This is a genomic window from Bradyrhizobium sp. 215_C5_N1_1, assembly GCF_052075935.1.
In the GTDB taxonomy this organism is placed as follows: Bacteria; Pseudomonadota; Alphaproteobacteria; order Rhizobiales; family Xanthobacteraceae; genus Bradyrhizobium; species Bradyrhizobium barranii.
Genome location: NZ_CP197228.1, coordinates 2,375,411 through 2,401,297, shown reverse-complemented (window position 1 = coordinate 2,401,297; position 25,887 = coordinate 2,375,411). Strand labels below are relative to the sequence as shown.

Below are 25,887 nucleotides of genomic sequence, written 5' to 3'. Positions count from 1 at the left end.
AACCCGGAAAAACCCCGAGATGTCCGGGTAAATGGCCTGATTGTTCACCAAGGAAAATCAACGTTAGATGACGGTCCGTTGGGCCTCGTTAAAGGCAGTGAACGAAAACGGCGAGTGAGGGCGTTTGACCCGACACATGTCGGGGCTCCCTCGGTGCTTCTCATTATGGAGGCTTGGAACGCGCAATGAATGCGAACGCCGATGCCGACAACAACTATTCCTACGTATCAACCGGACACTTGCCGGCCGAAGCGGAAGTCATCTCGCTGATCGACGAGGTGTACGCGCGCTACAAATCAAATACGGACGGCAAGAACTCTCAAGTATATCCCGCTCTCGCCGAAGTGCCGAGCGACCTGTTCGGCGTTTGCGTGGTCGGCACCAACGGCGCGGTCTACGCCGTAGGGGCGGCCGAATACGAATTCTCCATCATGAGCGTTTCCAAGCCGTTCATCTTTGCATTGGTCTGTCAGGCCCTCGGCGCGGCGCAGGCACGTCAGAAGCTTGGAGCGAACGCGACCGGCCTTCCGTTCAACTCGCTCGCTGCCGTCGAACGAAGTCCCGATGGCCGGACAAATCCCATGGTGAATGCGGGCGCGATTGCAACGACAAGCCTCGTACCGGGAACGACGGCTGATGCGAAATGGAAGTTCATCTACGACGGATTGTCACAGTTCGCCGGACGTCCGCTTGCGCTTAACGACGAGGTTTATGCCTCGGCGACGGAGACTAACTTCCGAAACCAGAGCATCGCCCGCCTGCTCCAGAGTTTCGAACGGATTTACTGTGATCCGGCAGAGGCGACCGATCTTTACACCAGACAATGCGCGCTGAATGTGAGTGCCAAGGATCTGGCGGTGATGAGTGCGACTTTGGCGGACGGTGGCGTGAACCCCATCACGAAAGTGCGCGTGGTCGATCCGTCGGTCTGCCACTACGCACTGGCCGTCATGACCACTGCCGGAATGTACGAGACATCAGGCGATTGGCTTTACGATGTCGGGCTACCGGGCAAGAGCGGCATCGGCGGCGGGATCGTCACGGTCTCCCCCGGAAAGGGCGGTCTGGGGACTTTTGCGCCGCCGCTCGACAGCGCCGGAAACAGCGTCAAGGGACAGCTTGTAGCGAAGTATCTGTCGCAGCGGCTGGGCATGGATTTGTTCATGTCCAACCCGGAAGCGTAGGTTTGCAATTGTCGTAGATTCAGCCCGCACTGACTGTGGCTGGACTTCGGAAAAAAATGACAAGGGGACACGCCATGACGATGGCATCTGCGACGACGGTTCACTCCGTTGAAGAAGAGAATGCATCCTGGGTGCCGATGATCACCATCGCCCTCGGCCAGATGATCATGTCCTTCAACGTCGCCTCCTTGCCAGTTGCGCTGGGAGGGATGGTCAACAGTTTTGGCGTTCCGCCCACGACTGTCGCCACCGGTATCGTGGCTTATTCGATGCTTGTAGCCGGCTTCGTCATGCTCGGTGCGAAGCTGACACAGCGCTACGGGGCGACGCACGTATTCCGCGTTGCCGTTGCCGTGTTCGGCGCCGCGCAGGTATTGATGACGTTCAGTCCAAACGCGGATCTCATGATTACTGCGCAATCCTTGTCCGGCGCGGCTGGTGCGGTGATCGTACCGTCGTTGGTCGCGCTTATCGCGGAAAACTACAAGGGGCGGCAGCAGGCAACAGCCGTTGGCGCATTGGGTTCCGCGCGCGCCGCTGCGGGCGTTCTGGCGTTTGTCATCGGCGGTACTCTAGGCACATTCATCGGATGGCGCCCTGCGTTCGGGATTCTGATCGCCGTATCGGCTGTGGTTTTCCTTTTGAGCTTTCGTCTCAAGCCCGATGAGGCGCGTCCGGAGGTCCGGATCGATTTCGTAGGTGTCATTCTCGCTGCCGCAGCCATCATTCTGATCAGCTTCGGTTTCAACAACCTCAATCGGTGGGGGCTGGGATTGGCGGGGCCCAATGCGCCATTCGACCTCTTTGGCGTATCTCCCGCCCCGATCATGATCGTGATGGGTATCGTGCTCGGTCAGGGCTTTCTGAGTTGGACCCACAGACAGCAGGCTGCGGGGAAGACCCCGCTTCTTGCGCTCGAGGTGATCGACTCCCCGCAGGAGCGGGCGGCGGTGTATGCGATGTTTGCTGTCGTAGCACTGGAAGCGATGCTCAATTTCTCGGTTCCATTATACATCCAGATCGTGCAGGGGCGCACGCCGCTGGCGACAACAATCGCCATGATGCCCTTCAACCTCACCGTCTTCTTCGCTGCGATGCTGATCGTGCGATTCTATGGTCGGTTCACGCCGAGGCAGATCGGACGCTATGGCTTCATACTCTGCACTGTGGCGCTCCTTTGGCTCGCCTTTGTCGTGAGGAATGATTGGAGCGCCGTCCCGGTTCTACTTGGGCTGGTGATTTTCGGCATTGGACAGGGATCGCTGGTCACACTGCTGTTCAACGTGCTGGTCACGGCTTCGCCGAAAGAGCTCGCGGGCGACGTCGGCTCGCTGCGCGGCACGACTAACAATCTCGCCGCGGCCGTCGGCACAGCGGTGGCCGGGGCACTCCTCGTCGGCCTGTTAAGCGCGGCTGTTTTGCGGACCATCGCCGAAAATCCAAAATTGCCGCCGGAAATACAGGCGCAGCTGGACCTGGATAACATCACCTTCATCAGCAATGACCGGCTGCAGAGCGTGATGGAGCAAACCACGGCCTCTCCGGCTCAAGTGGCGGAAGCGGTGCGCGTCAACACTGTCGTGCGATTACGCGCTTTGAAAATTGGCCTCCTCATCATGGCTGGCGTTGCCCTGCTTGCGATTTTCCCGGCAGGGAAGCTTCCCAACTTCCTGCCAGGCGAAATTCCCGACCCGGCGCCGCGTAAGCGCGGAAGGAACGAACAGCAATCGTAACCTCGTGGCAAGGAACAGCGTTCGCGACGACGGACAATGTGGCGATCGCGCCCGCGCATACTGACCAACGGCTCAGAAGACCCTCCGGAGGGCTCCATGACCAAGCTCGATGATGTCCTGTCCAACGTCGACGCAAATCTCGATGCGGCTCTCGAGCGTCTGTTCGCGATCCTGCGCATCAAGTCGATTTCGACCGATCCGGCTTACAAGGCCGAATGTACGGCCAATGCCGAATGGCACGTGGCCGACCTCAAGAGCATTGGCTTCGACGCCTCGGTGCGCCCGACACCGGGGCACCCGATGGTCGTGGCGCATGACCGCAACGTGCCCGGTCCCTCGGCGCTGTTCTACGGCCATTACGATGTGCAGCCGGTCGATCCTCTCGAGCTCTGGGATCGCGATCCCTTTGATCCGTCTATCCAGACGATGCCCGATGGCGCGAAGATCATCACGGGCCGCGGTGCCGCGGACGACAAAGGCCAACTCATGGCCTTTGTCGAGGCCTGCCGCGCCTGGAAGGCGGTCACCGGCAAACTGCCGATTCCGGTTTCGATCCTGCTGGAGGGCGAAGAGGAATCCGGTGGCGTGAATCTGCCGGGCTTTCTCGATGCCCATGCCGCGGAGCTGCGCGCAGATATCGGCCTGATCTGCGACACCAACATGTGGGACCACGAGACGCCGGCGATCCAGACTATGCTGCGCGGACTCTGCGGTGAAGAGGTCATCATACACGCCGCCGACCGCGACCTGCACTCGGGCTTCTATGGTTCGGCCGCGGCCAATCCGAACCGCATCCTCGCCCGCATCCTCTCTGACCTGCACGACGACAACGGACGCGTCACGCTGCGCGGCTTCTATGACGGCGTACCGGAACTTCCCAAGGCGCTGCGCGAGCAATGGGACAGCCTGAACTTCAGCGCAAAGTCCTTCCTCGGCGCCATCGGGCTTTCAATTCCCGCCGGCGAGAAGGGCCGCGACGCGCTGGAGATGGTCTGGTCGCGCCCGACCTGCGAAATCAACGGCATGGGCGGCGGCTACCAGGGGGCCGGATTCAAGACCGTGATTCCCGCCGTGGCATCGGCAAAGGTGTCTTTCCGCCTGGTTTTCGATCAGGACCCCCATGCCATCCGCAAAGCCTTCCGGGAGCATGTGCATGCACGCGTCCCGGCCGATTGCCGTGTGGAATTCCTGGAGCATGGCGCGGGTCAGGCGATCCGCTTCCCGATCGAGGCCCCGGCCTTCGGCAAGGCGCGCGACGCACTGACGGCCGAATGGGGCAAGCCCGCAGTCTTCATCGGCGGTGGCGGCTCCATTCCCGTAACCCATCAGCTCAAACAATCGCTGGGCATGGACGTGGTGCTTGCGGGCTTCGGCCTCGAGGATGACCGCATCCACAGCCCGAACGAGAAGTACAATCTCAAGAGCTTCCATAAGGGCATCCGCTCCTGGGCACGTATTCTGGAAGCGCTGTCGCGGTAGAGCGGCACGGGCAAGCAGCGCTGGCTCCGGGCCAGACCGCCCTCGCGAGGTGCGATGACGCCGCATATACTCATTACCTTCGCCATCATCGCCACGATGGTGCTGCTGTTCGTCTCGAACTGGGTGCCAGTCGCGGTCGTGGCGCTAAGTGCGACACTCGTGCTTTACGCGACCGGCATTCTGGAGCTCCCCGAGGCGCTGGCAGGTTTCGGCGACACCACGATACTCTTCATTGCTTCGCTCTTCGTGGTGAGTGCCAGCCTGGATTCGTCCGGCGTCACCACGTGGGCAGGCCAGGTGCTGATCCGTTACGCAGGCGAAAGCCGGACACGCCTGTTGGTGCTGTCAATGTTGCTAGTGGCCTTTCTCACGGCGCTGATCGGCTCGGGTGGCGCAGTGGCTGCCCTGCTGCCCATGCTGGTGATCGTCTCCGTCCGGCTCAAGCGGCCGCCTGCGCAACTCATGATGCCTCTCGCCTTCGCCTCCTATTCGGGTTCGATGCTGGTACTGACCGGAAGCCTTGTGAACGTGCTGCTTTCCGACGCGGCGAGCGATGTCGGTCTCACGCCCTTCGGCTTTTTCGAGATGACCGTGATCGGCGTACCGCTCCTGGCAGGCACCGTGGCCATCGTGATTCTTTTCGGCGATATGCTGCTGCCGGTGCGCACTAGCCGGGAGATGCCGGAGGACCTGAGCCACCATTCGCGCATGCTGACCGAGCAATACAAGCTGTTTGACCAGGTGTACCAGCTCGAGATCACCGCCGCCTCGCCCTATCGCGGCACGTTGCAGGCGGTGCTGGAATCGCGGCTGGAGCGCGAGAACCACCCGGAGCTCAGCTTCATCGCTATTCGCCCTCGCCGCCAGAACAGCATCTCGTGGCAACATTCTCTCGTGGAAGGCGATCGGCTCATCATGCGCGGTGAGCAGGCGGCGATGGACGCGTTCGCCGAGCAGCATGGCCTGACGCCCTGCCAGGAGACGATCGGCAAAATGCGGGAGGCACTGTTCAACGATAGCCATGGCTTTTCCGAGGTGGTGCTGCCGCCCCGCTCTCGCCTGATCGGTGAGACCGTCTTCCCCGGCATGGTCACCGAAAGTGGCGATCTGATTATCCTGGGCGTTCAACGCGGCGGCGAGAATCTCGGACCGGGCGAAACCGTTCTTGCGGCGGGTGACACGCTGTTGCTGCAAGGCCGTTGGGAAGCGCTCGAGGAGTACGGGCGAGATCCCAACGTGCTCGTCGTTGCTGCCCCTGACATGATCCGCAGCCAGGCCAGGCCCCTGGGCACCGGCTCCATACGCGCCATTGTCATTCTCGCGGTCATGGTTACGCTGCTAGCGACGGGCGTCGTGCCAAGAGTCGTCGCTGGATTGGCGGCGGCCTGCGCGGTGATCCTGTTGCGCGTACTCAAGATCGAACGAGCCTATCGGGCGATTAACTGGAACGTGCTAATCATGATCGCTTCGCTGATCCCGCTCTCGACCGCCATGTACAAGACGGGTGCAGCCTATCTCATCGCCGATACACTCGTTGCCATTGTCGGCAATGCGAGCCCGTACGCGCTGCTGGCGGGGCTGTTTTTGCTCACGGCGCTAATCGGCCAGTTGATCAGCAGCACAGCGACGACACTCATCGTCATTCCGATAGCGATTGCCTCCGCGGAAGCCGTCGGTGTCTCGCCGCGCACCGCGCTGGTGACTGTGGCGGTGGCTGCGGCCGCTTCCTTTCTTACGCCAATCGCTGCCTCAGCGAGCCTCATGGTGCAGGGCCCCGGCGGCTATCGATTTGGCGATTTCTGGAGGATGGGTCTACCGTTGCTGCTCTGGTTCTTCCTGGTAGGCACGTTTCTCGTGCCCATCCTCTGGCCATTCGCAGGATGAGCAGTTTGCGCAGGATGATTGGTTTGCGTCTTAACCGACCGGGTATTTCCGTATGAACACCAATCTTGCTTTGGTTCTTCTGCTGCTTGCGGCCGCGATCGTGATGTTTATGGCCAATCGCCCGCGCATGGATGCGGTCGCGCTGCTGATGATCGTGATCATGCCATTTACTGGGGTGATTACCATCAACGAGGCACTGGCGGGGTTCAGTGATCCCAGCATCGTGCTGATCGCAGGTCTCTTCGTGATCGGAGAAGGGCTGGTGCGCACCGGCGTGGCGCGTCGCCTCGGCGACTGGCTGAATGCGACTGCCGGCAGTAGCGAGACGCGCATGCTGGTGCTGCTGATGCTCGCGGTCAGCGGGCTCGGTGCATTCATGAGTTCGACGGCCGTGGTGGCCATCTTCATCCCGGTCGTGCTGCGCATCTGTCAGAACACGGGTGCCGCGCCGAGCCAGCTGATGATGCCCTTGAGCTTTGCGGCCCTGATCAGCGGCATGCTCACCCTCGTTGCGACGGCGCCGAATCTCGTGGTCAACGCCGAGCTGATCCGCCAGGGTGCGGCAGGCTTCGGCTTTTTCAGCTTCACGCCCTTTGGGCTCACATTCCTGGCGCTCGGCATTGCCTATATGCTGTTCGCGCGGCGGTTTCTGCCCGTCTCCGCCAAGCGTGTGGACGGCGAGCGCCGTCAGCCGAACTTGCTTGATTGGGTAACGCAGTATGGCCTCACCGATCGCGCCTTGCGCGTACGCGTGCTGACTGACTCGCCGCTGGTCGGCAAGCGCCTGGAAGAACTCCCGCTCCGGAACAGTGGCGTAAATCTGCTCGCCATCGAGCTTCCCGGCCGCTTCGGGTCCGAGGCGATCCGCCCGAACGCAAGGACCGAGCTCGCCGCGGGGCAGATCTTGCTGCTCGACGTCATCGCGCCCCCTGCCGAAACCAACCGGATGCTGAATGACTATATGGTCGAAAAGCTCCCTTTGGGCGATTGCGGCTACTTCACCGATCGTTCGCAGGAGATCGGCATGGTCGAAGTCATCGTCCCGGCGGAGTCCAAGCTGATTGGCCAGAGCATTTTGCAAGCGCGGGTGCGCAGCGAAATGGGATTGACGGTGCTGGGGTTGCGGCACGGTCGCGAGGTCGTGAGCCAGGGGCTGCTCGATGAGACCTTGAAGGTCGGTGACACCCTTCTGCTGACCGGCTTCTGGTCTGACATCCGCAAGCTGCGATCCGAATTCTCGGATCTTGTCGTCCTGAACCTACCGACCGAGCACAAAGAGGTTCTCCCGGCCGCGAACCTCGCACCTCAGGCTCTGGCGGTGCTGGCTTTGACGGTCGGTATGATGGTCAGCGGTCTGGTGCCGAACGTGCACGCGGTTCTGATCGGCTGCTTGCTTATGGGGTTGCTGGGCTGCGTGGATTTCAACAGCGCCTATGCCTCGATCAACTGGAAGAGCCTGGTTCTTATTGTCGGCATGCTGCCCTTTTCGCTGGCGCTGCAACGAACCGGTGGCGTCGATCTCGCCGCCGACGCGGTGACGCATCTTGCGGGCGAGGCATCACCGCGAGTGCTGTTGGCGCTGCTCTTCGTGATCACGGCTGCCCTTGGCCTGTTCATCTCGAATACGGCAACCGCGGTGCTCATGGCGCCAGTAGCGCTCGCTGTCGCGAAGGACATCGGCGCCTCGCCGTATCCCTTCGCGATGACTATCGCCATCGCGGCCTCGGCCGCCTTCATGACGCCTGTGTCTTCGCCGGTGAACACCTTGGTGGTCGGACCGGGCAATTACGGTTTCGGCGATTTCTTGAAGATTGGTGTCCCTTTTACCGTCGTCGTGATGGTAACGACTCTGGCGCTGGTGCCTTGGCTGCTCCGATTTTAGCGGCCGTCAGGCCGGGTGCGATCCCGCGGACGGTTGCTCTTTCTCGTCCCGCGCAAACCAGGCTACATACAGGGTCGGCAGGAAGACCAGCGTCAGAACGGTGGCGACCAGGAGTCCGCCCATGATCGCGAATGCCATCGGTCCCCAGAATACTGTTGGCGCGATTGGAATCATCCCGAGAACAGTCGATACGGCCGTCAACATGATCGGCCGAAAACGGGAGCTGCTGGCATCCACCGCAGCGTCCCAGGCCGTCTTGCCCAAAGCGCGTTCGGCGTCGATCTGACCGATGAGAATGACCGCGTTCTTGCTGATCATGCCCAGCAGCGCGAGCACGCCGAGAATGGCGACAAAACCCAGGGGCCTGCCGGACAGCATCAACGCTGCAACCACGCCGATAAGGCCGAGCGGCGCCACACTGAGCACCATGAACAGTCTCGGAAAGCTCTGGAGCTGCACCATGAGGACGGTAAACATGACGAACAGCATCACCGGCACCACTGCCAGCACAGACGCCTGCGACTTCTGACTTTCCTCCACGGTACCACCCACGACGACGCTGTACCCCGAAGGAAGGCTCTTTCTGAAGTTCTCGATCGCCATCGAGAGAGACGTAACCACGCTCTCCGGCAGCTTGTCACCGGCAATGGCAGCCTGAACCGTCAGGGTCGGAATGCGGTCGCGCCGCCAGACGAGCGGAAACTCCTGGTCATATTCGAAGGAGGCGAACTGGCTGAGAGGAACAGTCTGCCCACCCGGCAGCGCCACCTGCAAGTTGCGCAGACCGTCCAGCGAGCCCCTCTGCTCGTTGGTCGCGCGCGCCACCACATTGACCAGATAGATATCGTCGCGAACCTGGGTAATGGGTGTGCCGGATATGACCGTATTCAGGACTGTCGCGATCGCTTGCGAACTGAGGCCGAGAAGGCGAGCCTCGTTCTGGTCCACGCGAATACGCACTTGGCGATTGGGTTCCATCCAATCGAAATTCACCTGCTTGGTGTCCGGACTGGAGGCTACGATCTGTCCGACTTTGAGCGCGATTTCGCGCACCCGTTCCACGTCGGGCCCACTGACCCGATACTGCACCGGCCATCCAACCGGCGGTCCGAGCTCAAGCGGAGAAACGAACGCAATCGCGTTAGGAAACTCCTGCGCGAGCAGCTTTTCGAGCTTGGAATGCAGGCGCTCGCGTGCAGCGACATCCTTGGCGATCACCACGGCCTGCGTGAAGAAATCGTTCGGGAGTTGAACATTAAGGGGCAAATAGAAGCGGATGGCGCCGCGCCCGACATAGGTGCTCCACCGCGCCACATCGGCATCGGTCGAAAGGGCAGCATCCAGGCGCTTTGCCGCAGCCTCGCTCGCGTGGATTGACGAGTTCTGCGGCAAGCTCAGGTCCACGAGCAATTCGGGACGGTCCGACGATGGAAAGAACTGTCGCGGGATGAGCGGCAGCGCAAGCACCGAACAAACGAAGAGCGCCAAGGAGATCGCGATCGTCAGCCATTTCGCGCGCATCGCGAAAGTCAGGAAACTCCGATACATGCGGAAGATCCTGCCCGGATCCGCCGTACTTGTCTGCTTCGGCGGAACAAGGATCGCTGCTCCGAGCAGTGGCGTGAAAATGACCGCAACGAACCAGGAAACCAGCAGTGCGATCGTGACCACGGCGAAGAGCGAGAACGTGTATTCACCGGCGGAACTCGCGGCAAAGCCGACCGGTATAAAGCCCGCTATCGTCACCAGCGTGCCCGCGAGCATCGCCATTGCATGGGTCCGATATGCGAAAGTTGCCGCCTCGATCTTACTGGCGCCCTCTGCGAGCCGACTGAGCGTCGCATCGGTCGTGGTCATCGCATCGTCGACCAGCAATGCGAGCGCAATGATGAGCGCGCCAAGCGATATTCGCTGCATATCGATGCTGAGAAGTCCCATGATCGGAAACACGATCGCCAGCGTGAACGGTATGGCCAGCGCGATGATCAAGCCGGGTCGTACGCCCAGGCTGATGAAACTCACCACCATGATGATGCCGATCGCCTGCATCAGCGAGACCGTAAACTCGCGGATCGCCTGGTCGACGACAACAGGCTGGTCCGCGACCAGGCTGGGCTCGATTCCAATGGGTAAATCCGCGGTGATTTGCGCCATTGCCTTTCTGATATTGGCGCCGAGCGCGAGAATGTCGCCGCCATCCCGCATGGCGATTGCAAGGCCTATTGCCGGTTTGCCATTGATCCGAAACATCGGCTGGGGCGGATCCGTGTAGCCGCGTCGCACCTGCGCAATATCGCTCAGGCGAAGCATGCGGCCGCCGGCGGAAAAATTGATGTTGGCGATGTCCTGCTCCGACTGGAAGCTGCCTGATACCCGAATCGAGATGCTTTCCAAGCCGGTCTGAATCGTTCCTGCCGGACGCACGATGTTCTGCGACTGGAGCGCCGCAATAAGAGCGGACCGATCAATTCCGAGGGCCGCGAGCTCCTTCGTGGAGAACTCGACGAAGATCACTTCATCCTGTTCGCCCAGAAGCTCAATCTTTGACACGTCAGGTACGAGAAGCAGCCTTGAGCGGATGTCCTCGACCCGATCGCGCAACTCACGCTGAGTGAAGCCGTCACTGGTAAAGCCATAGATGATGCCGAACGTATCACCGAATTCGTCATTAAATCCCGGCCCGATCACGCCTGCGGGTAGTGTATGACGCATGTCTCCGATCGTCTTTCGTACGTGGTACCAGGTGTCGGCTACCTGTTTCGCATTCGCGCTCCCCTTCAGATTTACAAAGACGGTCGCGACACCGGCTCTTGTGAAGCTCCGCAGGAAGTCCAGATGCGGTGTTTCCTGCAAGTGACGTTCGAGGCGCTCAGTCACCTGCTTCATCGTCTCTTCCACAGTTGCGCCGGGCCACGCGGCCTGGACGACCATGGTCTTGATGATGAAGGCGGGATCTTCGTTGCGCCCCAACCGGAAATAGGACAGCGCTCCCCCGACCACCGCAATCATCATCATATAGACGACCAGCGAACGGTGTTTCAGAGCCCAGTCGGAAAGATTAATTCCGCTCATGGCTCGGATCCAAGAATCCGGACCTTCTGACCCGGATGCAACGCCTGAACGCCGGCGGTGACAACTATTTCGCCGATGTCGAGCCCCTGGGAAATGATGGCCTGCGCTTCATCGAATCGCAGCACGTCCACATTGCGCACCGCGACCGTGGCGGTGGCCGGGTCGACGACCCATACGGCGGGCTGCTCGTTCATCCTGGTCAGTGCGGAAGATGGAATATCGATCATCGGCCCTGCAGTGGTACTCACTCGCCCTATTACTGACGCACCCAACCGCATCGCGGCTGGCGGATCCGTCAGGCCGACCTTGACCTCGAAGGTTCGGGTCACAGCACTGGCCTGTGCAGCGACTTCGCGAATGCGCCCTTGCGCCGTTATCGACGGATCGTCAGCCAAGCTGACAGTAATCTCTGGATCGGTGGAGGCCGACCTGATCAATTGAGCGGGGACATCGAAGATCGCATCGCGACCGTCCTGCCGTGCGATCCTGGCGATCATCTGCCCGACTTGGACGACCTCGCCAGCGACCGGACCTGTGGCTGTTATCACACCGGGTGCATCAGCCTTGAGTTCGGTGAAACCAACGAGGTCATGCGCAGAACTCAGTTGCGCTTCGGCCGCATCGACTTGCGATTGCGCGGTTTGCCGTGCCTGGGTTGCGGCATCATAGTTGACGCGCGTGGTCCACCCCTGCGCCAACAGCGTCTCCTGACGATCGAAGTGATTGCGCGCCTGGGTCAATTGCCCCTGAGCGGCGGCAAGGGAGGCCTGCGCCTGCCGCAGCGTGCTCAGTTCATTCTGCGACTCCAATCGTGCCAGCACCTGGCCGGCCTTGACCCGGTCGCCTATCTTGGTGTCATTACTCAACAATCGTCCCGAGATCCGGAATGCGACATTCACCTCGTCTTCTGCCTCGACCCGTCCGGAGAATGTCAGCGGCGTTGTGACCTTGCGTTTTTCTACGGTCGCTGTGCGTACGATCCGCGGCGGAGATGCGTCCTTGGTTTCGGTTTCCCGTCCACATCCTGCCAGCATCAGCGAGAACGCCGTCACCAGCGTCGATGTGAGGATGTTTCGGGGCGCGGATCGGCTGCCGTGCATGAACATGACCTGTTCCGTTCCGGGAGTGAGATCTTGCCGGGAGGATTGCTCAGTCCGCAGTCGCATTTTCCCCGGTACCGCCATCCGCATTTTTGCCGAAGGAGTCCGCCGTCAACATCGGTAAATCTACTCGGTGGCGCCGGATGGAATCCGTGCTCGGCCATCAGCAGATTCCTGAGACATGATCAGGCAATCACCCGATGTCGCCGGTTCCGTCCACGACGCATGATGCAATCGTCAGGTGAAGCAGTCGCGACCCCTGCCGCGGCTCCGCCGTTTAAATTCTCGTCTGGGGCGCGCAAACGCGCTTCCTCAAAGCACGGCAGACCCGGACGACACAATCCGGGAGCAACCGAGGAAACCGGGATGACAGGGTCCTCAGGTGATCGATATGGGCGTGCCGTCGTCGCGGTTGGAGGATCGTGGCGAACTGCGACTTTCAGAGCCGCATTTTTCCTTTGCCTCTGGCTCGTGCTTGCCGGCGCCAATCCGACAGATATTCCTGCCGCGGCGGCAGCAATCGCGGCAGCAACCTGGACAAGCCTGCATCTGCTGGAGCCGAGCAGATCCCGGCGGTCAATTCCTGCCATGGTCCGCCTGGCGCTGCTTTTCCTATACCAATCGGTGGTCGCCGGCGTAGACGTCGCACGCCGCGCGCTCGATCCCCGGCTGCCGCTGCGGCCGGGATTTGTGTTCTATCCGACCGGCCTCTCACGCGGGATGCAACGGAACGTGTTCACGACACTCACCAGCCTTTTGCCTGGCACTGTGCCAACCGGGGAGGAGAGCGGGCAGCTCGTCTATCACTGTCTCGACGTCGAGCAACCGGTCGTTGCCGAACTTGCCGCGGAGGAAGCGGCGTTGGTTCGGGCCCTCTACAATGACTGAATTCCTCACTGCCGCAGTCGGCTTGATCCTGGCGATGCTGGGGCTCGGGCTGGTCTCCATCTTGCGTGGCCCGACAGATGCCGACCGGATGATGGCGGCGCAACTGATCGGGACTGCCGGCATTGCCGTCTTGCTGCTGCTCGGCACCGTGACAGGCGTGCCGGCGGCCGTCGACGTGGCATTGATACTGGCACTGCTCGCCACTTTCGCATCCATCGCATTCGTCAAGAAGGGGCTCTCCCGCCTCGAAACCGATGGGGCCGATCCGGGGGAGGACAGATGAGCGTCGCACGCGACATCATCACGGTTGCGGGAGTGTCCGCAGGCGTATTCTTCTTTTTCGCCGGCACCGTCGGCCTTCTTCGCTTTCCCGACACCCTGACTCGTCTGCACGCGCTCAGCAAGGCCGATAACCTCGGCCTGGGTTTCGTCGTGCTCGGGCTGCTCCCCCAAACAGGAGGCCTGCGTGACGGGCTGAAGCTGATCAGCATCTGGATGTTCGTGCTGCTCGCTGGCGCCACCGTCTCCCAATTGATCGCGCGCACGGCACGTCAGAGCGGGTCAGGCAAATGAACATCGCAACAGTGTTCGAGATCGCGCTCGCCGCCGTGGTGCTGGGCCTCGCCATCTGGACGATCGCCGTCCCCGATACTTATTCGGCCACAGTCGGTTTTATCGCCTACGGACTGCTGGTTGCGCTGATCTGGGTCCGTCTTGACGCCGTCGATGTCGCGCTGACCGAGGCTGCAATTGGCGGAGGCCTGGGCGGCGTCGTGCTGTTGGGTGCGGCGGCCCGGCTGCGCGATACCGAGGCGATGACAACGGAAGGGCCCAGCCTGATCGTGCGGTTGAGCGCGGCCATACTGTCCGCGTCGATCGCGGCAGCGCTGGCCGTCACGATCCTGCTGCTGCCCGATCCGGCGCCAACGCTCGCGCCCGCCGTCGTCGCGAATGCCGGGGCGACCGGAATGACCAACCCCGTCACCAACGTGCTCATGGCATTCCGCGGAATGGACACGATGCTCGAGAAGGTCGTGCTCCTGCTCGCCATCGTCGGTGTCTGGTCGCTTGCGTCGGACCAGGCCTGGGGCGGTCGTCCCGGACCACGCCACCAGGCTGATCCAAATGGTGTTCTCGCCTTTCTTGCGCGCCTGTTGCCACCCGCCGGCATCGTCGTCGGCATCTACATCCTGTGGACGGGCGCTGATCACCCCGGCGGAGCATTTCAGGGCGGCGCGGTTCTCGCATCGATGTGGCTGCTGGTGATCATGGCCGGGTTGGTGGATACCCCGCCCGTGCGCAGTCGATGGCTACGTCTCATCCTGGTGGGCGGCCCCGGCCTGTTCCTTGCCGTCGGCCTTGGCGGGCTCTGTTTTGGGTCGGCGTTCCTTGCCTATCCCGTTGCGTTCGCCAAGCCGCTAATTCTGAGCATTGAGGTCGCGATGCTCCTGACGATCGCGACGACGCTCGGCCTGCTGCTCGCCGGTGCACCTGAAAGGAGCGCTGAGCGATGAGCGCCGTGACGGTTTTCGGACTATGCGCCGCCGCGGCGGTCGGGCTCGGGCTCTACGGCCTGATTGCCAATCCGCAACCGCTTCGCAAGATCATCGCATTCAACCTGCTCGGCAGCGGCGTGTTTCTTCTGTTCGGCATCGTCGGGCGGCGAGGCGCCGCAGCGGGCTTTGGCAACGACCCGGTGCCGCAGGCCCTGGTGATCACAGGAGTCGTGGTCGCGTTTTCCGCAACGGCTCTGGCGATCGCCTTGTTGCTGCGGCTTTTTCAGATCGCAGGCTCCACGACGCTCAACAATCGGGCGGCGGCGAGCCCGCGCTCCGATCCGTCCGGTCACTGATGCTGCCCCCCGCCCCCGCGCTGGTGACCACCGCCGGCGGCTTCCTGCTGGTGCTGTCGATCGTCGTGCCGGTCGCGGGCGTCTTGCTGGCGTTTGCTCTCGGCGAGCGCTACGTCCGGCAGGTTGCCTCCACGGTCGTACCGGTCGGGTTGGCGATTGCTGTCGCCGTTCTCGTGCTCTTGCCTCGGAGCGACGGCCACCTCGCCTACCTACTCGGCGCCTGGCCACCCCCGCTCGGCGTAGCCCTCCGCGCGGACGGATTGTCGGCGGTCATGCTCGCGACGACGGCGGTCGTGATCTGCGCGGTCGCCATTTTTGCCGCAACCGATTTTCGTCCTCAATCTGTCGAAGCGCGCGCACCTTTCGCATTCTGGATCCTGCTTCTGGCAATCTGGGGCGCGCTGAACACGATCTTCGTCGCGGGAGACCTCTTCACGCTGTATGTTGCGCTGGAATTGCTGACGTTCGCCGCAGTGCCTCTGGTCTCTCTCGACGGTCGCGCGGAGACGCTTCGGGCCGCGCTGCGGTATCTGCTCTTCGCACTGCTCGGCTCGGTCCTCTACCTGATGGGCACCGCGCTGCTCTATGGTCTCTACGGCACCCTTGATATCGAGTTGTTGTCGCATCGCGTGAGCGCGGACTCCGGCGTGCTCATCGCGGCAGCCTTGATGACGACCGGTCTCCTCGCCAAAACTGCACTCTTTCCGTTGCACCTCTGGCTGCCACCCGCTCACGCCGGCGCACCGGCCGCAGCTAGCGCGATCCTGTCCGCCTTGGTCGTGAAGGGATCGTTCTTCATCCTTGTGCGGCTCTGGTTCGACGTCATGCCGGGCTTGCCCGGCTTGGCTGCCGCACAATTGCTCGCGGCGCTGGGAGCCGGAGCGATCTTGTTCGGAAGCGTAGTCGCTCTCCGGCAAGAGCGCCTCAAGCTCCTGATTGCATATTCGACGCTGGCTCAGATTGGATATCTCTTCCTGATGTTTCCTCTTGCGTTCGGCGCGTCCGGGAAGCTCGAAAGTGACCAGGCCCTGGCGGGCGGCCTATTGCAGGCGGTTTCCCATGCGACTGCCAAGGCGGCGATGTTCATGGCCGTCGGATCAATCTACACCGGGCTCGGCCACGATCGCATCACCGGACTGCGAGGTGTCGCACGGGCCCTGCCCTTGAGCGTCCTGGCGTTCGCGATTGGCGGCATCGCCTTGATGGGTGTTCAACCGAGCGGAGCGTCACTCGCGAAGGAGTTATTGCTCCAGGACACGGCGAGGACGGGGCAGTGGTGGTGGGCCGTCGTGCTCCAGGCCGGCGGAATGTTCACGACCGCCTATGTCGTACTAGTCCTGTCCCATGCGTTCGCGCCATCAGACCAGCCGATTACCCTCATCGGCCCAGCACCGCTCAGCCGGGACCTTGCTGCACTTGCCTTGGCCCTCTGTTCTCTGTTCCTTGGCTTGCTGCCCTGGGATTCGTATTTGCCAGTCCCGTATGATGCCACATCGAAGCTGTTCGGCATCGACGCGCTATCCAAATTGCTCCTGCCTGTGCTGGGAGGGGCGGCGCTCGCGATCCTGCTCAGCCCGTGGCCACACCCGCTGGGCTCATCCGCGGCCTGGAAAGCGCACATGAGAGTGGTCGGTCCGCTCCGGCGCGGCTGTCTTAGATTCGGCAGCCTTATCGAAAGAGGCGACGAAGTTCTCCGTCAATGGTCCGCCGCGGGCATCTCCCTGCTCCTGGTGTCGCTGCTGCTCGCCGCGTCGATGTTCGCAGCAAATTGAAGACTCAGAACAGCCGGATCGCGCAGATCGGGTCGAGGGATTCCCCTGCTCTAATGATCCGGAACATTCTCTCCCGCCCAAGGGTTTTCTCGGATGTCGAGCTTGCAATTCGCCGTTTAGTCTCCGCGCCATGCAGTTGGCATCAGTCTTCCCGCGGTCCCTGCGGGAATGCCCAGGAGGTCTCCATGTCCGATCTGGTTGCGATCGTATACCCGACCGAAGCGAAGGCCGAAGAAGTCCGAACTCGGCTGCTCAAACTGCAAAAGGAATATTTGATCACCATCAGTGACGCCGTGATCGCCGTCAAGGCCGAGAACGGCAACATCAAGCTCAACCAGCTCGTCAACACCACAGCGACGGGCGCGATTACCGGCAGCTTCTGGGGACTCCTGGTCGGCGTGCTCTTCCTCAATCCGATCATCGGTGTCGCGGTCGGCGCTGCGTCCGGCGCGCTTGGAGGCGCCTTGTCCGATTTCGGCATCAACGATTCCTTCATGAAGGAGCTGTCCGCTTCGCTCCACACCGGCAACGCCGCGCTCTTCGTCCTGATCAAGAACATGACGGCAGACAAGGTATTGAAGGAAATCAAGGATGCCGGCGGAGTCGTGTTGAAAACGTCCCTGGACGAGACCAAGGAAAAGATCCTGCGCGATGCGCTCGCCAGCGCGGCGGAGCGGCCGGCAGCCTGAAGCCGCCTACCGCCTACCGCCGAGCAGGCGCAGCAGCATCATGAACAGATTGAGGAAGTTGAGGTAGAGCGACAGTGCCGCGATCACCGACTTGCGGCCTGCCGTCGTCGCATCGTCCCTGCTCTCGTACATCGCCTTGATCCGCTGCGTATCATAGGCCGTGAGTCCCGCAAAGACGCCAACGCCGACGATCGAGATCAACCAATCAAGCCCCGTCGACCTCAGGAAAATATTGACCAGGCTTGCGACGATGACGCCGATCAGGCCCATGAACAGGAAGCTGCCGACCGCGGACAGGTCGCGCCTCGTGGTGTAGCCGAAGACGCTGAGTGCCCCGAACATCGCGGCCGCGATGAAGAACACGCGCGTGATCGAGGCGCTGGTGTAGATGTGCAGCAGCGTCGAGAGCGAGACGCCGACCAGCGCGGCATAGACGAAGAACAGAATGCGCGCCGTTTCCACCGACAGCGTATTGATGCGCGCCCCGATGAAGAACACCAGCCCGAGTGGCGCCAGGATGAAAACCCACATCAACGGGCTCTCGAGCAATGCGGGACCCATGAGCTGATACGTCAGCCACGCCACAATTGCAGTCAGGCCCACGCCCGCGGCCATATAATTGTAGATGCGCAGCATGTAGGCGCGCAATCCGGGATCGATCGCAAGCGCGCCGCCACCAGTGCCTGAGGCAGTCAGATTCGGATCATAATTCGACATCGCTTGCCTCCTCGGATTGGTCCACATGAACAAATCAAGCTAGCGGTCCGGCCCCTGCGGGGACATCGGATGATCACCCGAGCGCCGGAAGATATATCACCCTATCTCGGGATACCCGTATCCGTCAGAGCGACTTACCGAAACGTAACCTTGGGTTGCCCCTGGCTTCTCATCCTTTTTGCCTGGACTCTTACACCTTTGTCACTGGAAGCTGGTCACGCACCGGCCTAATCCGTTCGCATGCGCTACTTCTTTCACATCGTCGACAAGAACGGCCTTTGTCCGGACGGAATTGGATGCGAGTGCGCCGACCATGACGCCGCCGTTCTGCACGCCGGGCATATCGCGACTGAACTCGCTAAGGCAGGCGAGTTGTTCCGCGCGAGCTTCGTGCTGGTCGCCCCGGCCGCTGCGCCCGGATCGGCAAGTCCTCATTAGAGGCGGTCGACCGATTTCCTGCCTCGCCCTCTACATAGAATCCCTGATGCGCCGACCGAGAAGCTGCCTCTAGTCTCGTAACCGAGGGTGGCCGGCCTACCCCGTTCAAATTCGACCCTTCCGCCCACCTCATCTCCGGGGTTGAGGGCTCGCCGCACGCGTCCGCGTCTATGCGTTGGCCGTCGGCGCTATCTCGATCTGAAGTGTTGTTGTGGGTCAGTTGGAGACAAACATGAATGTCCGGACCATTTGCGGTGCCTTGATCCTTGCCGGATCGATTGCGACCGCGCAGCCGACCAGTTCTCAGGCGCAGACGACCGATCCGGCCGCATCCGTGCCAAAGCAGGTCACGACACCTGCCCCAAGCACCGCCGCGCCAAATACGAATACGAACCCCACCAAGCATCGCTACTGGCGTCATCGCGGCGGCTCGCATCCCCATTATGGCAGCCGCCGTGTTCGCACCTGAGCCCCGGCGCGACAGTTCGTCATTGCAATCCGCCGCCGAGACACCTGATCGATGAGCGACGTGAGGACAGGACAAGAGCAACCGCGCGAGGTCGTGGTCCGTGAGCCTCCAGACCAGGGCATGACCGACAGGCGGCGCGGCTTTCTCGCAACGGGTCTCGCTCTGCTCGCCACTTGCGTTGCTCTCTTCCTCGTATGGCAAACCGCCTCGAGTCTTCTCATCATCTTCGCAGGCGTACTGTTTGCTGCCTTTCTGGATGCCGCCGCACGCGCACTGGCGCTACTAATTCCACTCAATCGTGTCTGGCGGCTGACATTCGTGCTGCTGCTGCTCACCACCTTGGTCGGACTAGGCCTCGTCTGGGGAGGCGGCAAGCTGCCGGAGCAAACACGCATCCTGCTGAAAGTCATGGACACCCAGTTCGACGTCTTGCAGCAACGCCTTCTGACCTACGGCGTCGATCTGCTTGGTCCGGAATCGGGGCGCGATTTTGCGCAATGGCTGCTGTCCGATCAAGGCCGGTTCTTCAGCCACGCCCAGCTCGTCGTTGGCAGAGCGTCGAGCTTTCTGACCGGTGTGCTGGTGATCGCGTTCCTCGGTATCCTCTTCGCCTTTGATCCCACCAGCCATCGCGAGAGTCTGGTGATGCTGGCGAAGCCTTCCTATCGCGCCCGAACACGCGCCGTATTGAACGAGATGGGAAACGTCCTGCGGCTGTGGTTCGTCGGACAGCTGATCCGCATCACCCTGATGACACTGTGCGTGTGGGTCGCGCTCTATCTGATCGGGCTTCCCGGCCCCTTCGTGCTTGGGCTGCAGGCGGGCCTTTCCAACTTCGTTCCGTATCTGGGACCCATCCTTGCCGCGATCCCGATCGCGCTCGTCGCGATGCCGCTCGGCGCATCGCTGCTGATCTGGGCCGTCGTCATCTACACAATCATTCAATCGATCGAGGGCTATGTGATAGGCCCGTTGATCCAGCGCCAGGCGGTCGAAATTCCTCCCGCATGGACATTGGTCGCGATCGTACTGTTGGGCGCAATGCTAGGCGTGATGGGTATCGCACTCGCCATGCCACTGGTCGCCGTCGGCCGGGTCGCGATCATTAGATTCTACGTCGAGGATTACCTCGGCGATAGCAGCGGGCGGATGTCCAACAAGGGACCATCGCAAATGGGAGCGCCATGAGCGAGATTCGAGCCGAACGGAACAATGGAATGGAGCCATCCCCGGCGCACACGCGGATGACACATTTTCTGTGGCAGCAACTTCCCTACATCATTGCACTGGTGCTCGCCGTCGCGGGCGTCGCCTATACCAACGCCTCTCACCAGCCTCTCGTTGGTTATTGGGAATTTCTCGCGCTCGCCATCGGCGTTGTGTGCGTCATCAACAAATGGCCGGAGGTCGATGGCAAGGAGGCCCGGTGGCGACTGATCTGGACCCAAGCGCTGCACTGGGTTGCCGTCCTGGTCACGATGAACATCATGCTGGTGTCAGGCGTTCAGCAATTGTTGCCGACGCCGGCGACCAGCCTCGTCCTTCTCACATTGCTTGCGCTCGGCACCTTCCTTGCGGGCGTCAGTCTTCTGTCGCCGCAAATTGCCTTCCTCGGCCTTGCGATGGGCGTCACGGTTCCGGCGATATCCTGGTTACAGCAATCCATCATCTTCTTCCTGTTGGGCGCCGTCCTGCTGATCGGCCTCGGCATCACGTTCTGGCTTCGCCAGGATCGCAGCCCAGGGAGTTCGCCCACCGACACCGGAAGTCAAATGGAGGCCTGAATGCGCATTAACCTGCTTCTTGCGATCATCTCTGGATCCGCCTTGATGTGCGCCGACGCCCTGCCCGCACGCGCCGAAGCCTTCAGGGTCGGCCGGCTCGTATGCACCAGCACTCCGCGCGTTGGGCTGGTGCTTGGCTCCGCGCAGGAGCTTCGTTGTATATTCATCACGAGACGCCCGACCCGGCAGTACGTCTACGACGGACGGATCAGGCGCGTTGGTCTCGACATCGGCGTGACCAGCGCAGGAACCCTCTCATGGGCCGTCATCGCCAGGAACTCGCGCGTCGGCCCCGGCACGCTGCGCGGGAACTACGTGGGGGCGAGCGGCAATGTCGCGTTCGGCCCCGGTCTCGGAGCGAACGTTCTGATCGGAGGCTCTCGCCGGACGATTACGCTCCAGCCTCTGTCGATCGAGCGATCGATCGGATTGAACCTTGCGGCAGGCGTTACGAACCTGACACTCGGCCCGCGCGGACCGGGATAGCGGCTTGTCCCGCCCCCCGGAGCAAGGAGCGGAAAATGGACCTTGCGGACGTCTCGGTCAGGATGCTGGCGGCGGGTTTCCTGACATTCATCGCTGGCGGCACGGGCTGGACACAGCCAGCCGCAGGCCCTCCGCCCGCTGTCGGCATCGTGGAAGCGATCAGACGACCGATCACCGAGACCAACGAATTTCTCGGGCGGATCGAGGCGGTCAATCGCGTCAATGTCGTGGCTCGCGTCACCGCATTCCTGGAGCAGCGGTTGTTCGTCGAGGGTGCCGAGCTCAAGAAGGGCGACCCGCTTTACCGGCTTGAGCGCGGTCCGTTCGAGGCCGATCTCGCGTCAAAGCAGGCGCAGGTGGCCCAGCTCCGAGCGATGCTCGAGAACGCCAAGCTGACGACCGACCGGGCGCGTACGCTGCTCAGCGGGCCGGCCGGTCAGCAATCGACCTACGACGCGGCGATCGCCAACCAACGCAGCCTGGAAGCCCAGGTCCAGGCCGCGCAGGCACAAGTCGATGCGTCACAGATCAACCTCGATTACACCATGATCAGCGCGCCGATCGACGGCAAGATCGGACGTACGGCCGTGACCGAAGGCAATGTCGTCGGTCCCAGCTCGGGCGTCCTGACCACGATCGTCAGCCAGGATCCGATGTACGTCACCTTCCCGGTGCCGTTGCGCCAGGGGCTCGAACTACGCGAACGCTATGGTCCGCAGGGAGGCTTGGAAGCCGTGGTGATCCGGCTGCGGCTGCCCAATGGCCGCATGTATGGCAAGTCCGGCAAGCTGGATTTTGTCGACAACACCATCGCCCAGAACACGGACACGATCACCGTGCGCGGCGAGATCGCCAACCCGATCCTGCGCGCGCCGTCCGCCGCGGGCGTAACCGTTCACGAACTGACTGACGGCGAGTTCGTCACGGTCTTGCTGGAAGGTGTCCAGCCCATCGAAGTGTTGGCGGTCCCGCGTTCGGCGGTGCTGTCCGACCAGCAGGGTGACTATGTCCTCGCCGTTGGCGCCGGCGATAAGGCCGAACAACGCCGCGTCAAGCTGGGGCAATCGACGCCCACCATCGCCTCCGTCATCAGCGGCCTCGCGGCGGGCGACAAGGTCATCGTCGAAGGCCTGCAAAGAGTTCGTCCGGGTCAGGCGGTTTCTCCGGGCCCGGCGAGCGCGCTGATCCAGTCGAGCATGAAGGCCGGCACAGGCGACGCGCCTTCGCAGCCGGACCATGGCGGTTCAACTGATCCGCGCCCGGGGGACAAAAAGCCATGATGTCCGCCGTGTTCATCGATCGCCCGCGACTTGCGATGGTCGTGGCCTTCATCATCACCATTGCAGGTGCGCTCGCGCTGACACGGATCCCGGTGGCGCAATTTCCGGACATTGTGCCACCGCAGGTCACGGTTGCCGGAACCTTCCCCGGCGCGTCTGCCGAGGTCGTGGAGGCCAGCGTCGCTCAACCGCTCGAAGCGCAAGTGATCGGCGTCGATCGAGCTCTCTATATGAAATCGACGAGCGGCAACGACGGCAGCTACACCCTGACGGTGTCATTTGCACTTGGCACCGATCCCGATATCAACACCGTCAATGTTAACAACCGGGTGCAGAGCGCGCTGTCGCAATTGCCCACCGAGGTGCAGCAGCAGGGCGTGACCGTGCAAAAGAAATCGTCGGCGATCCTGCAATTTCTGGTGCTTTACAGTGCCGACGGCCAGCAAGATCCGCTGTTCATCACCAACTACGCGATCATCAACATACTCGACGCGATCTCCAGCACGCCCGGTGTCGGCCAAGCTCACCTGTTCGCCAAGATGAACTACTCGATGCGGATTTGGTTCGATACGCAGCGGCTGACCAGCCTCAATCTCACGCCCTCGGACGTGATCACGGCAATTCGAACGCAAAGCGTCCAGGCGCCGGTCGGCCGCATCGGCGCGCGTCCAATCAGCGACGACCAGCAATTCCAGTTCAACGTCCAGACCCTGGGACGGCTCGCGACGGTCGACCAGTTCGCCAATATCGTGCTGCGCGCCAACCCGGATGGTTCGACGCTGCTCGTCAAGGACGTCGCCCGGGTCGAGATTGGCGCGCAGAACCTCGACAGCGAAGCGCGGATCGACGGGCGCGCCGCGGTGCCTCTCGCGATCTATCTGGCGCCGGGCGCCAATGCCGTGACGACGGCGCAGGCGGTCGCGGCGACGATGCAGCGGCTATCGAAGCGATTCCCGACGGGGTTGAGCTATCTCGTGCAGTACGATTCCACGAGCTTCGTACGGGACACCATCTCGGAGGTTCTGCGGACACTGGGAGAGGCCTTCGTCCTGGTCGTGATCGTGGTTTATTTGTTCCTCGGTAACCTTCGGGCCACGGTGATACCAGCCATTGCCGTACCGGTCAGCCTGGTCGGCACCTTCGCGGTGCTGCTGATGCTTGGCTATTCCGCGAATACCGTGTCACTGCTCGCAATGGTGCTCGCCATCGGCATCGTCGTGGATGACGCCATCGTCGTCGTGGAGAACGTCGAGCGAGTGATGGAGGAGGAACCGGATCTTTCGCCAGTCGAGGCAAGCAAGAAGGCGATGACGCAGATCACGGCACCGATCATCGCGATCACGTTGGTGCTGCTCTCCGTCTTTGTTCCGATCGCCTTCATTCCCGGCATTTCCGGCACGCTGTTTCGGCAATTTGCGGTGACGATCAGCGCCGCCATGATGATTTCGGCACTGAATGCGCTGACCTTGTCGCCCGCCTTGTGCGCGCTGTTCCTGCGGCATACTGGACCCCGGCGCGGCATGATCGGCCACGTTCTTGGCGGCATTGACTGGATCCGCGATCGCTATAGCAGCGGCGTACGACGGCTGCTGCGCGTGGCCAGTCTCTCCCTCATCCTGGTCGCCGTGTTCGCAGCCGGCATTTTCGGGATGTCGCACCTGACGCCGACAGGGTTCCTCCCCGAGGAAGACCAGGGCGCTTTCTTCACTTCGGTGCAGTTGCCGGACGGTGCATCCGTTGCGCGGACCAGTGAAGTCACCAAGCAGATCGAGGACGTCCTGAAGGAGATGCCGGCCGTCGACCATGTTCTGGCCATCATCGGTTTCTCCCTGCTTGACGGGGCGTCCGAGCCCAACAGCGCGCTGGTGGTGACGCGCCTGAAGCCGTTTGCCGATCGCAAGGCGGCCGCGGATTCGGTGCAGGCGTTGATCCGGCAGACTTACGCAGCCGGCGCGCAAATCCGGCAGGCCAATGTACTGCCGTTCAATATGCCGCCGATCATCGGACTCTCCACCTCAGGCGGGTTCGAGTACCAGCTCCAGGCGCTGGAAGGACAGAGCCCCGCCGCGATCTCCAGTGTCACGGGTGCGTTGATCGGAGCGGCCAATGCCGATCCGCGGTTGACGCGAGTGTTCTCGACCTTCACCGCGACCAATCCATCGATCTATCTCGACATCGATCGACGCAAGGCGCAGGCACTTGGCGTGACCATCAGCGATATCTTCACGGCCCTTCAGGCGACGCTGGGCGGCATCTACGTCAACAACTTCAACCTCTATGGACGCACCTGGCAGGTCAATGTGCAGGGGGAGGCGCTCGATCGCGCCGACCTTTCCGATATCTGGCGCATCTATGTCCGCAATAGCACCGGTCAGATGGTTCCGATGCGGTCGCTCGCCGGTATCAAGATCGTAACCGGGCCTCAGGTCATTACCCGCTACAACAATTATCGTTCAGTGACGGTGAACGGCAGCCCGGCGCCAGGCGTCTCGTCCGGCACCGCGATGGCAGCGATGGCAGAGATCTCCAACAACGTGCTGCCTGCAGGTTACAGTTTCGAGTGGACCGGCACCGCCTATCAGGAGCAACAGGCAGCAGGACAAACCGGGGTGGTGCTCGCGCTCGCCGTGCTGTTCGCCTATCTGTTCCTGGTGGCGCTGTATGAGAGCACGGTGATCCCGATCCCGGTGCTGCTCTCCGTCGTTGTCGGCGTTCTAGGCTCATATATCGGTATTAAAATCGCCGGCCTCAATCTCGATCTGTACGGCCAGATTGGCCTCGTGGTGCTGATCGCGCTTGCCGCCAAGAACGGCATCCTGATCGTGGAATTCGCGAAGGAGCGACGGGAAGCCGGCACAGAGCTTGCGGAGGCCGCGATCCAGGGGGCGCATATGCGGTTCCGCGCGGTGATGATGACCTCGGTTGCCTTCATTCTCGGACTCCTCCCGCTCGTGCTCGCAACCGGCGCCGCCGAGCTGAGCCGCAGGGCGGTCGGGACCGCTGTCTTTGCCGGCATGCTCGCCGCAAGCTCAATCGGGATTTTTATGGTGCCGATGCTCTACGTCACGTTTCAGCGCCTGCGCGAGCGCGCGAAGGCACGACCGGTCCCGGCGCGAACCACATGACCCGAGTATCCAGGACGGCGGGAATACGCCGAGCCTGTTGCTCAGGGTTTCGT

At 61.9% G+C, this 25,887-nt stretch carries 22 protein-coding genes; 19 read left to right on the top strand and 3 right to left on the bottom strand.

Annotated elements, in window-relative coordinates; genetic code table 11:
- Positions 1-185: 185 nt before the first annotated feature.
- The 5 genes from glsA to AB7G19_RS11150 all read left to right on the top strand — a co-directional run bounded on the left by glsA (position 186) and on the right by AB7G19_RS11150 (position 8,162).
- On the top strand, positions 186-1,184 hold the full coding sequence (glsA, locus tag AB7G19_RS11170; RefSeq protein ID WP_441267828.1) for a glutaminase A: 999 nt from the start codon (positions 186-188) through the stop codon (positions 1,182-1,184).
- A 74-nt stretch (positions 1,185-1,258) separates the two neighbouring features.
- A complete protein-coding gene (locus AB7G19_RS11165) occupies positions 1,259-2,917 on the top strand; it encodes an MFS transporter (protein ID WP_441267827.1) in 1,659 nt (552 codons plus the stop codon).
- Between the two features lie 96 nt (positions 2,918-3,013).
- Positions 3,014-4,396 (top strand): M20/M25/M40 family metallo-hydrolase, encoded by a 1,383-nt coding sequence (locus AB7G19_RS11160; RefSeq protein WP_439037082.1) that lies wholly within the window; start codon positions 3,014-3,016, stop codon positions 4,394-4,396.
- 54 nt (positions 4,397-4,450) lie between these two features.
- Positions 4,451-6,280: an SLC13 family permease gene (locus AB7G19_RS11155; RefSeq protein WP_439037083.1), complete on the top strand. Its 1,830-nt coding sequence runs from the start codon at positions 4,451-4,453 to the stop codon at positions 6,278-6,280.
- Positions 6,281-6,332: 52 nt separating this feature from the next.
- Entirely contained in the window at positions 6,333-8,162 is a 1,830-nt protein-coding gene (locus AB7G19_RS11150; protein ID WP_439037084.1) for an SLC13 family permease, read from the top strand.
- 6 nt (positions 8,163-8,168) lie between these two features.
- Here the strand turns inward: AB7G19_RS11150 and AB7G19_RS11145 are convergent, their stop codons facing one another.
- Complete coding sequence (locus AB7G19_RS11145; protein ID WP_439037085.1) at positions 8,169-11,234, bottom strand: efflux RND transporter permease subunit; 3,066 nt, start codon at positions 11,232-11,234, stop codon at positions 8,169-8,171.
- Positions 11,231-12,334: an efflux RND transporter periplasmic adaptor subunit gene (locus tag AB7G19_RS11140; RefSeq protein WP_063986176.1), complete on the bottom strand. Its 1,104-nt coding sequence runs from the start codon at positions 12,332-12,334 to the stop codon at positions 11,231-11,233. Before AB7G19_RS11140 ends, AB7G19_RS11145 begins: the two co-directional genes overlap by 4 nt.
- Positions 12,335-12,700: 366 nt before the next feature.
- On the opposite strand from AB7G19_RS11140, the gene AB7G19_RS11135 reads away from it, so the two are divergent.
- The 7 genes from AB7G19_RS11135 (at position 12,701) to AB7G19_RS11105 (ending at position 17,535) form a co-directional block, all read left to right on the top strand.
- Entirely contained in the window at positions 12,701-13,222 is a 522-nt protein-coding gene (locus AB7G19_RS11135) for a Na+/H+ antiporter subunit E (RefSeq protein WP_166343463.1), read from the top strand.
- Positions 13,215-13,505 (top strand): monovalent cation/H+ antiporter complex subunit F, encoded by a 291-nt coding sequence (locus tag AB7G19_RS11130; RefSeq protein WP_071911305.1) that lies wholly within the window; start codon positions 13,215-13,217, stop codon positions 13,503-13,505. The genes AB7G19_RS11135 and AB7G19_RS11130 overlap by 8 nt, the downstream gene beginning before the upstream one ends.
- The gene (locus AB7G19_RS11125) at positions 13,502-13,795 is read left to right on the top strand and encodes a cation:proton antiporter (RefSeq protein ID WP_028152034.1); all 294 of its coding nucleotides are present in this window, start codon (positions 13,502-13,504) and stop codon (positions 13,793-13,795) included. The genes AB7G19_RS11130 and AB7G19_RS11125 overlap by 4 nt, the downstream gene beginning before the upstream one ends.
- Positions 13,792-14,736: an MnhB domain-containing protein gene (locus tag AB7G19_RS11120; protein WP_166100931.1), complete on the top strand. Its 945-nt coding sequence runs from the start codon at positions 13,792-13,794 to the stop codon at positions 14,734-14,736. The genes AB7G19_RS11125 and AB7G19_RS11120 overlap by 4 nt, the downstream gene beginning before the upstream one ends.
- The gene (locus AB7G19_RS11115) at positions 14,733-15,074 is read left to right on the top strand and encodes an NADH-quinone oxidoreductase subunit K (protein WP_135214208.1); all 342 of its coding nucleotides are present in this window, start codon (positions 14,733-14,735) and stop codon (positions 15,072-15,074) included. The genes AB7G19_RS11120 and AB7G19_RS11115 overlap by 4 nt, the downstream gene beginning before the upstream one ends.
- On the top strand, positions 15,074-16,846 hold the full coding sequence (locus AB7G19_RS11110) for a complex I subunit 5 family protein (RefSeq protein ID WP_441267826.1): 1,773 nt from the start codon (positions 15,074-15,076) through the stop codon (positions 16,844-16,846). Before AB7G19_RS11115 ends, AB7G19_RS11110 begins: the two co-directional genes overlap by 1 nt.
- A gap of 185 nt (positions 16,847-17,031) precedes the next feature.
- Positions 17,032-17,535, top strand: coding sequence for a DUF1269 domain-containing protein (locus AB7G19_RS11105; RefSeq protein WP_028152030.1), 504 nt, complete (start codon positions 17,032-17,034; stop codon positions 17,533-17,535).
- A 6-nt stretch (positions 17,536-17,541) separates the two neighbouring features.
- On the opposite strand, the gene AB7G19_RS11100 is transcribed toward AB7G19_RS11105, so the two are convergent.
- Positions 17,542-18,252, bottom strand: coding sequence for a Bax inhibitor-1/YccA family protein (locus AB7G19_RS11100; RefSeq protein WP_441267825.1), 711 nt, complete (start codon positions 18,250-18,252; stop codon positions 17,542-17,544).
- Between the two features lie 240 nt (positions 18,253-18,492).
- Between AB7G19_RS11100 and AB7G19_RS11095 the strand changes: the two genes are divergently transcribed.
- The 7 genes from AB7G19_RS11095 (at position 18,493) to AB7G19_RS11065 (ending at position 25,834) form a co-directional block, all read left to right on the top strand.
- Positions 18,493-18,690, top strand: a complete 198-nt coding sequence (locus AB7G19_RS11095) for a DUF6894 family protein (RefSeq protein ID WP_441267824.1) — start codon at positions 18,493-18,495, stop codon at positions 18,688-18,690.
- A 232-nt stretch (positions 18,691-18,922) separates the two neighbouring features.
- Positions 18,923-19,159 carry a hypothetical protein gene (locus tag AB7G19_RS11090; protein WP_441267823.1) on the top strand — a complete coding sequence of 79 codons (237 nt, stop codon included), beginning with the start codon at positions 18,923-18,925 and terminating at the stop codon, positions 19,157-19,159.
- A gap of 51 nt (positions 19,160-19,210) precedes the next feature.
- A complete protein-coding gene (locus AB7G19_RS11085) occupies positions 19,211-20,347 on the top strand; it encodes an AI-2E family transporter (protein WP_441267822.1) in 1,137 nt (378 codons plus the stop codon).
- Positions 20,344-20,943 carry a hypothetical protein gene (locus AB7G19_RS11080; RefSeq protein ID WP_354076996.1) on the top strand — a complete coding sequence of 200 codons (600 nt, stop codon included), beginning with the start codon at positions 20,344-20,346 and terminating at the stop codon, positions 20,941-20,943. Before AB7G19_RS11085 ends, AB7G19_RS11080 begins: the two co-directional genes overlap by 4 nt.
- A complete protein-coding gene (locus AB7G19_RS11075) occupies positions 20,944-21,429 on the top strand; it encodes a DUF992 domain-containing protein (protein WP_441267821.1) in 486 nt (161 codons plus the stop codon).
- A 35-nt stretch (positions 21,430-21,464) separates the two neighbouring features.
- The gene (locus AB7G19_RS11070) at positions 21,465-22,709 is read left to right on the top strand and encodes an efflux RND transporter periplasmic adaptor subunit (RefSeq protein ID WP_441267820.1); all 1,245 of its coding nucleotides are present in this window, start codon (positions 21,465-21,467) and stop codon (positions 22,707-22,709) included.
- Entirely contained in the window at positions 22,706-25,834 is a 3,129-nt protein-coding gene (locus tag AB7G19_RS11065) for an efflux RND transporter permease subunit (RefSeq protein ID WP_441267819.1), read from the top strand. Before AB7G19_RS11070 ends, AB7G19_RS11065 begins: the two co-directional genes overlap by 4 nt.
- Positions 25,835-25,887 lie beyond the last annotated feature (53 nt).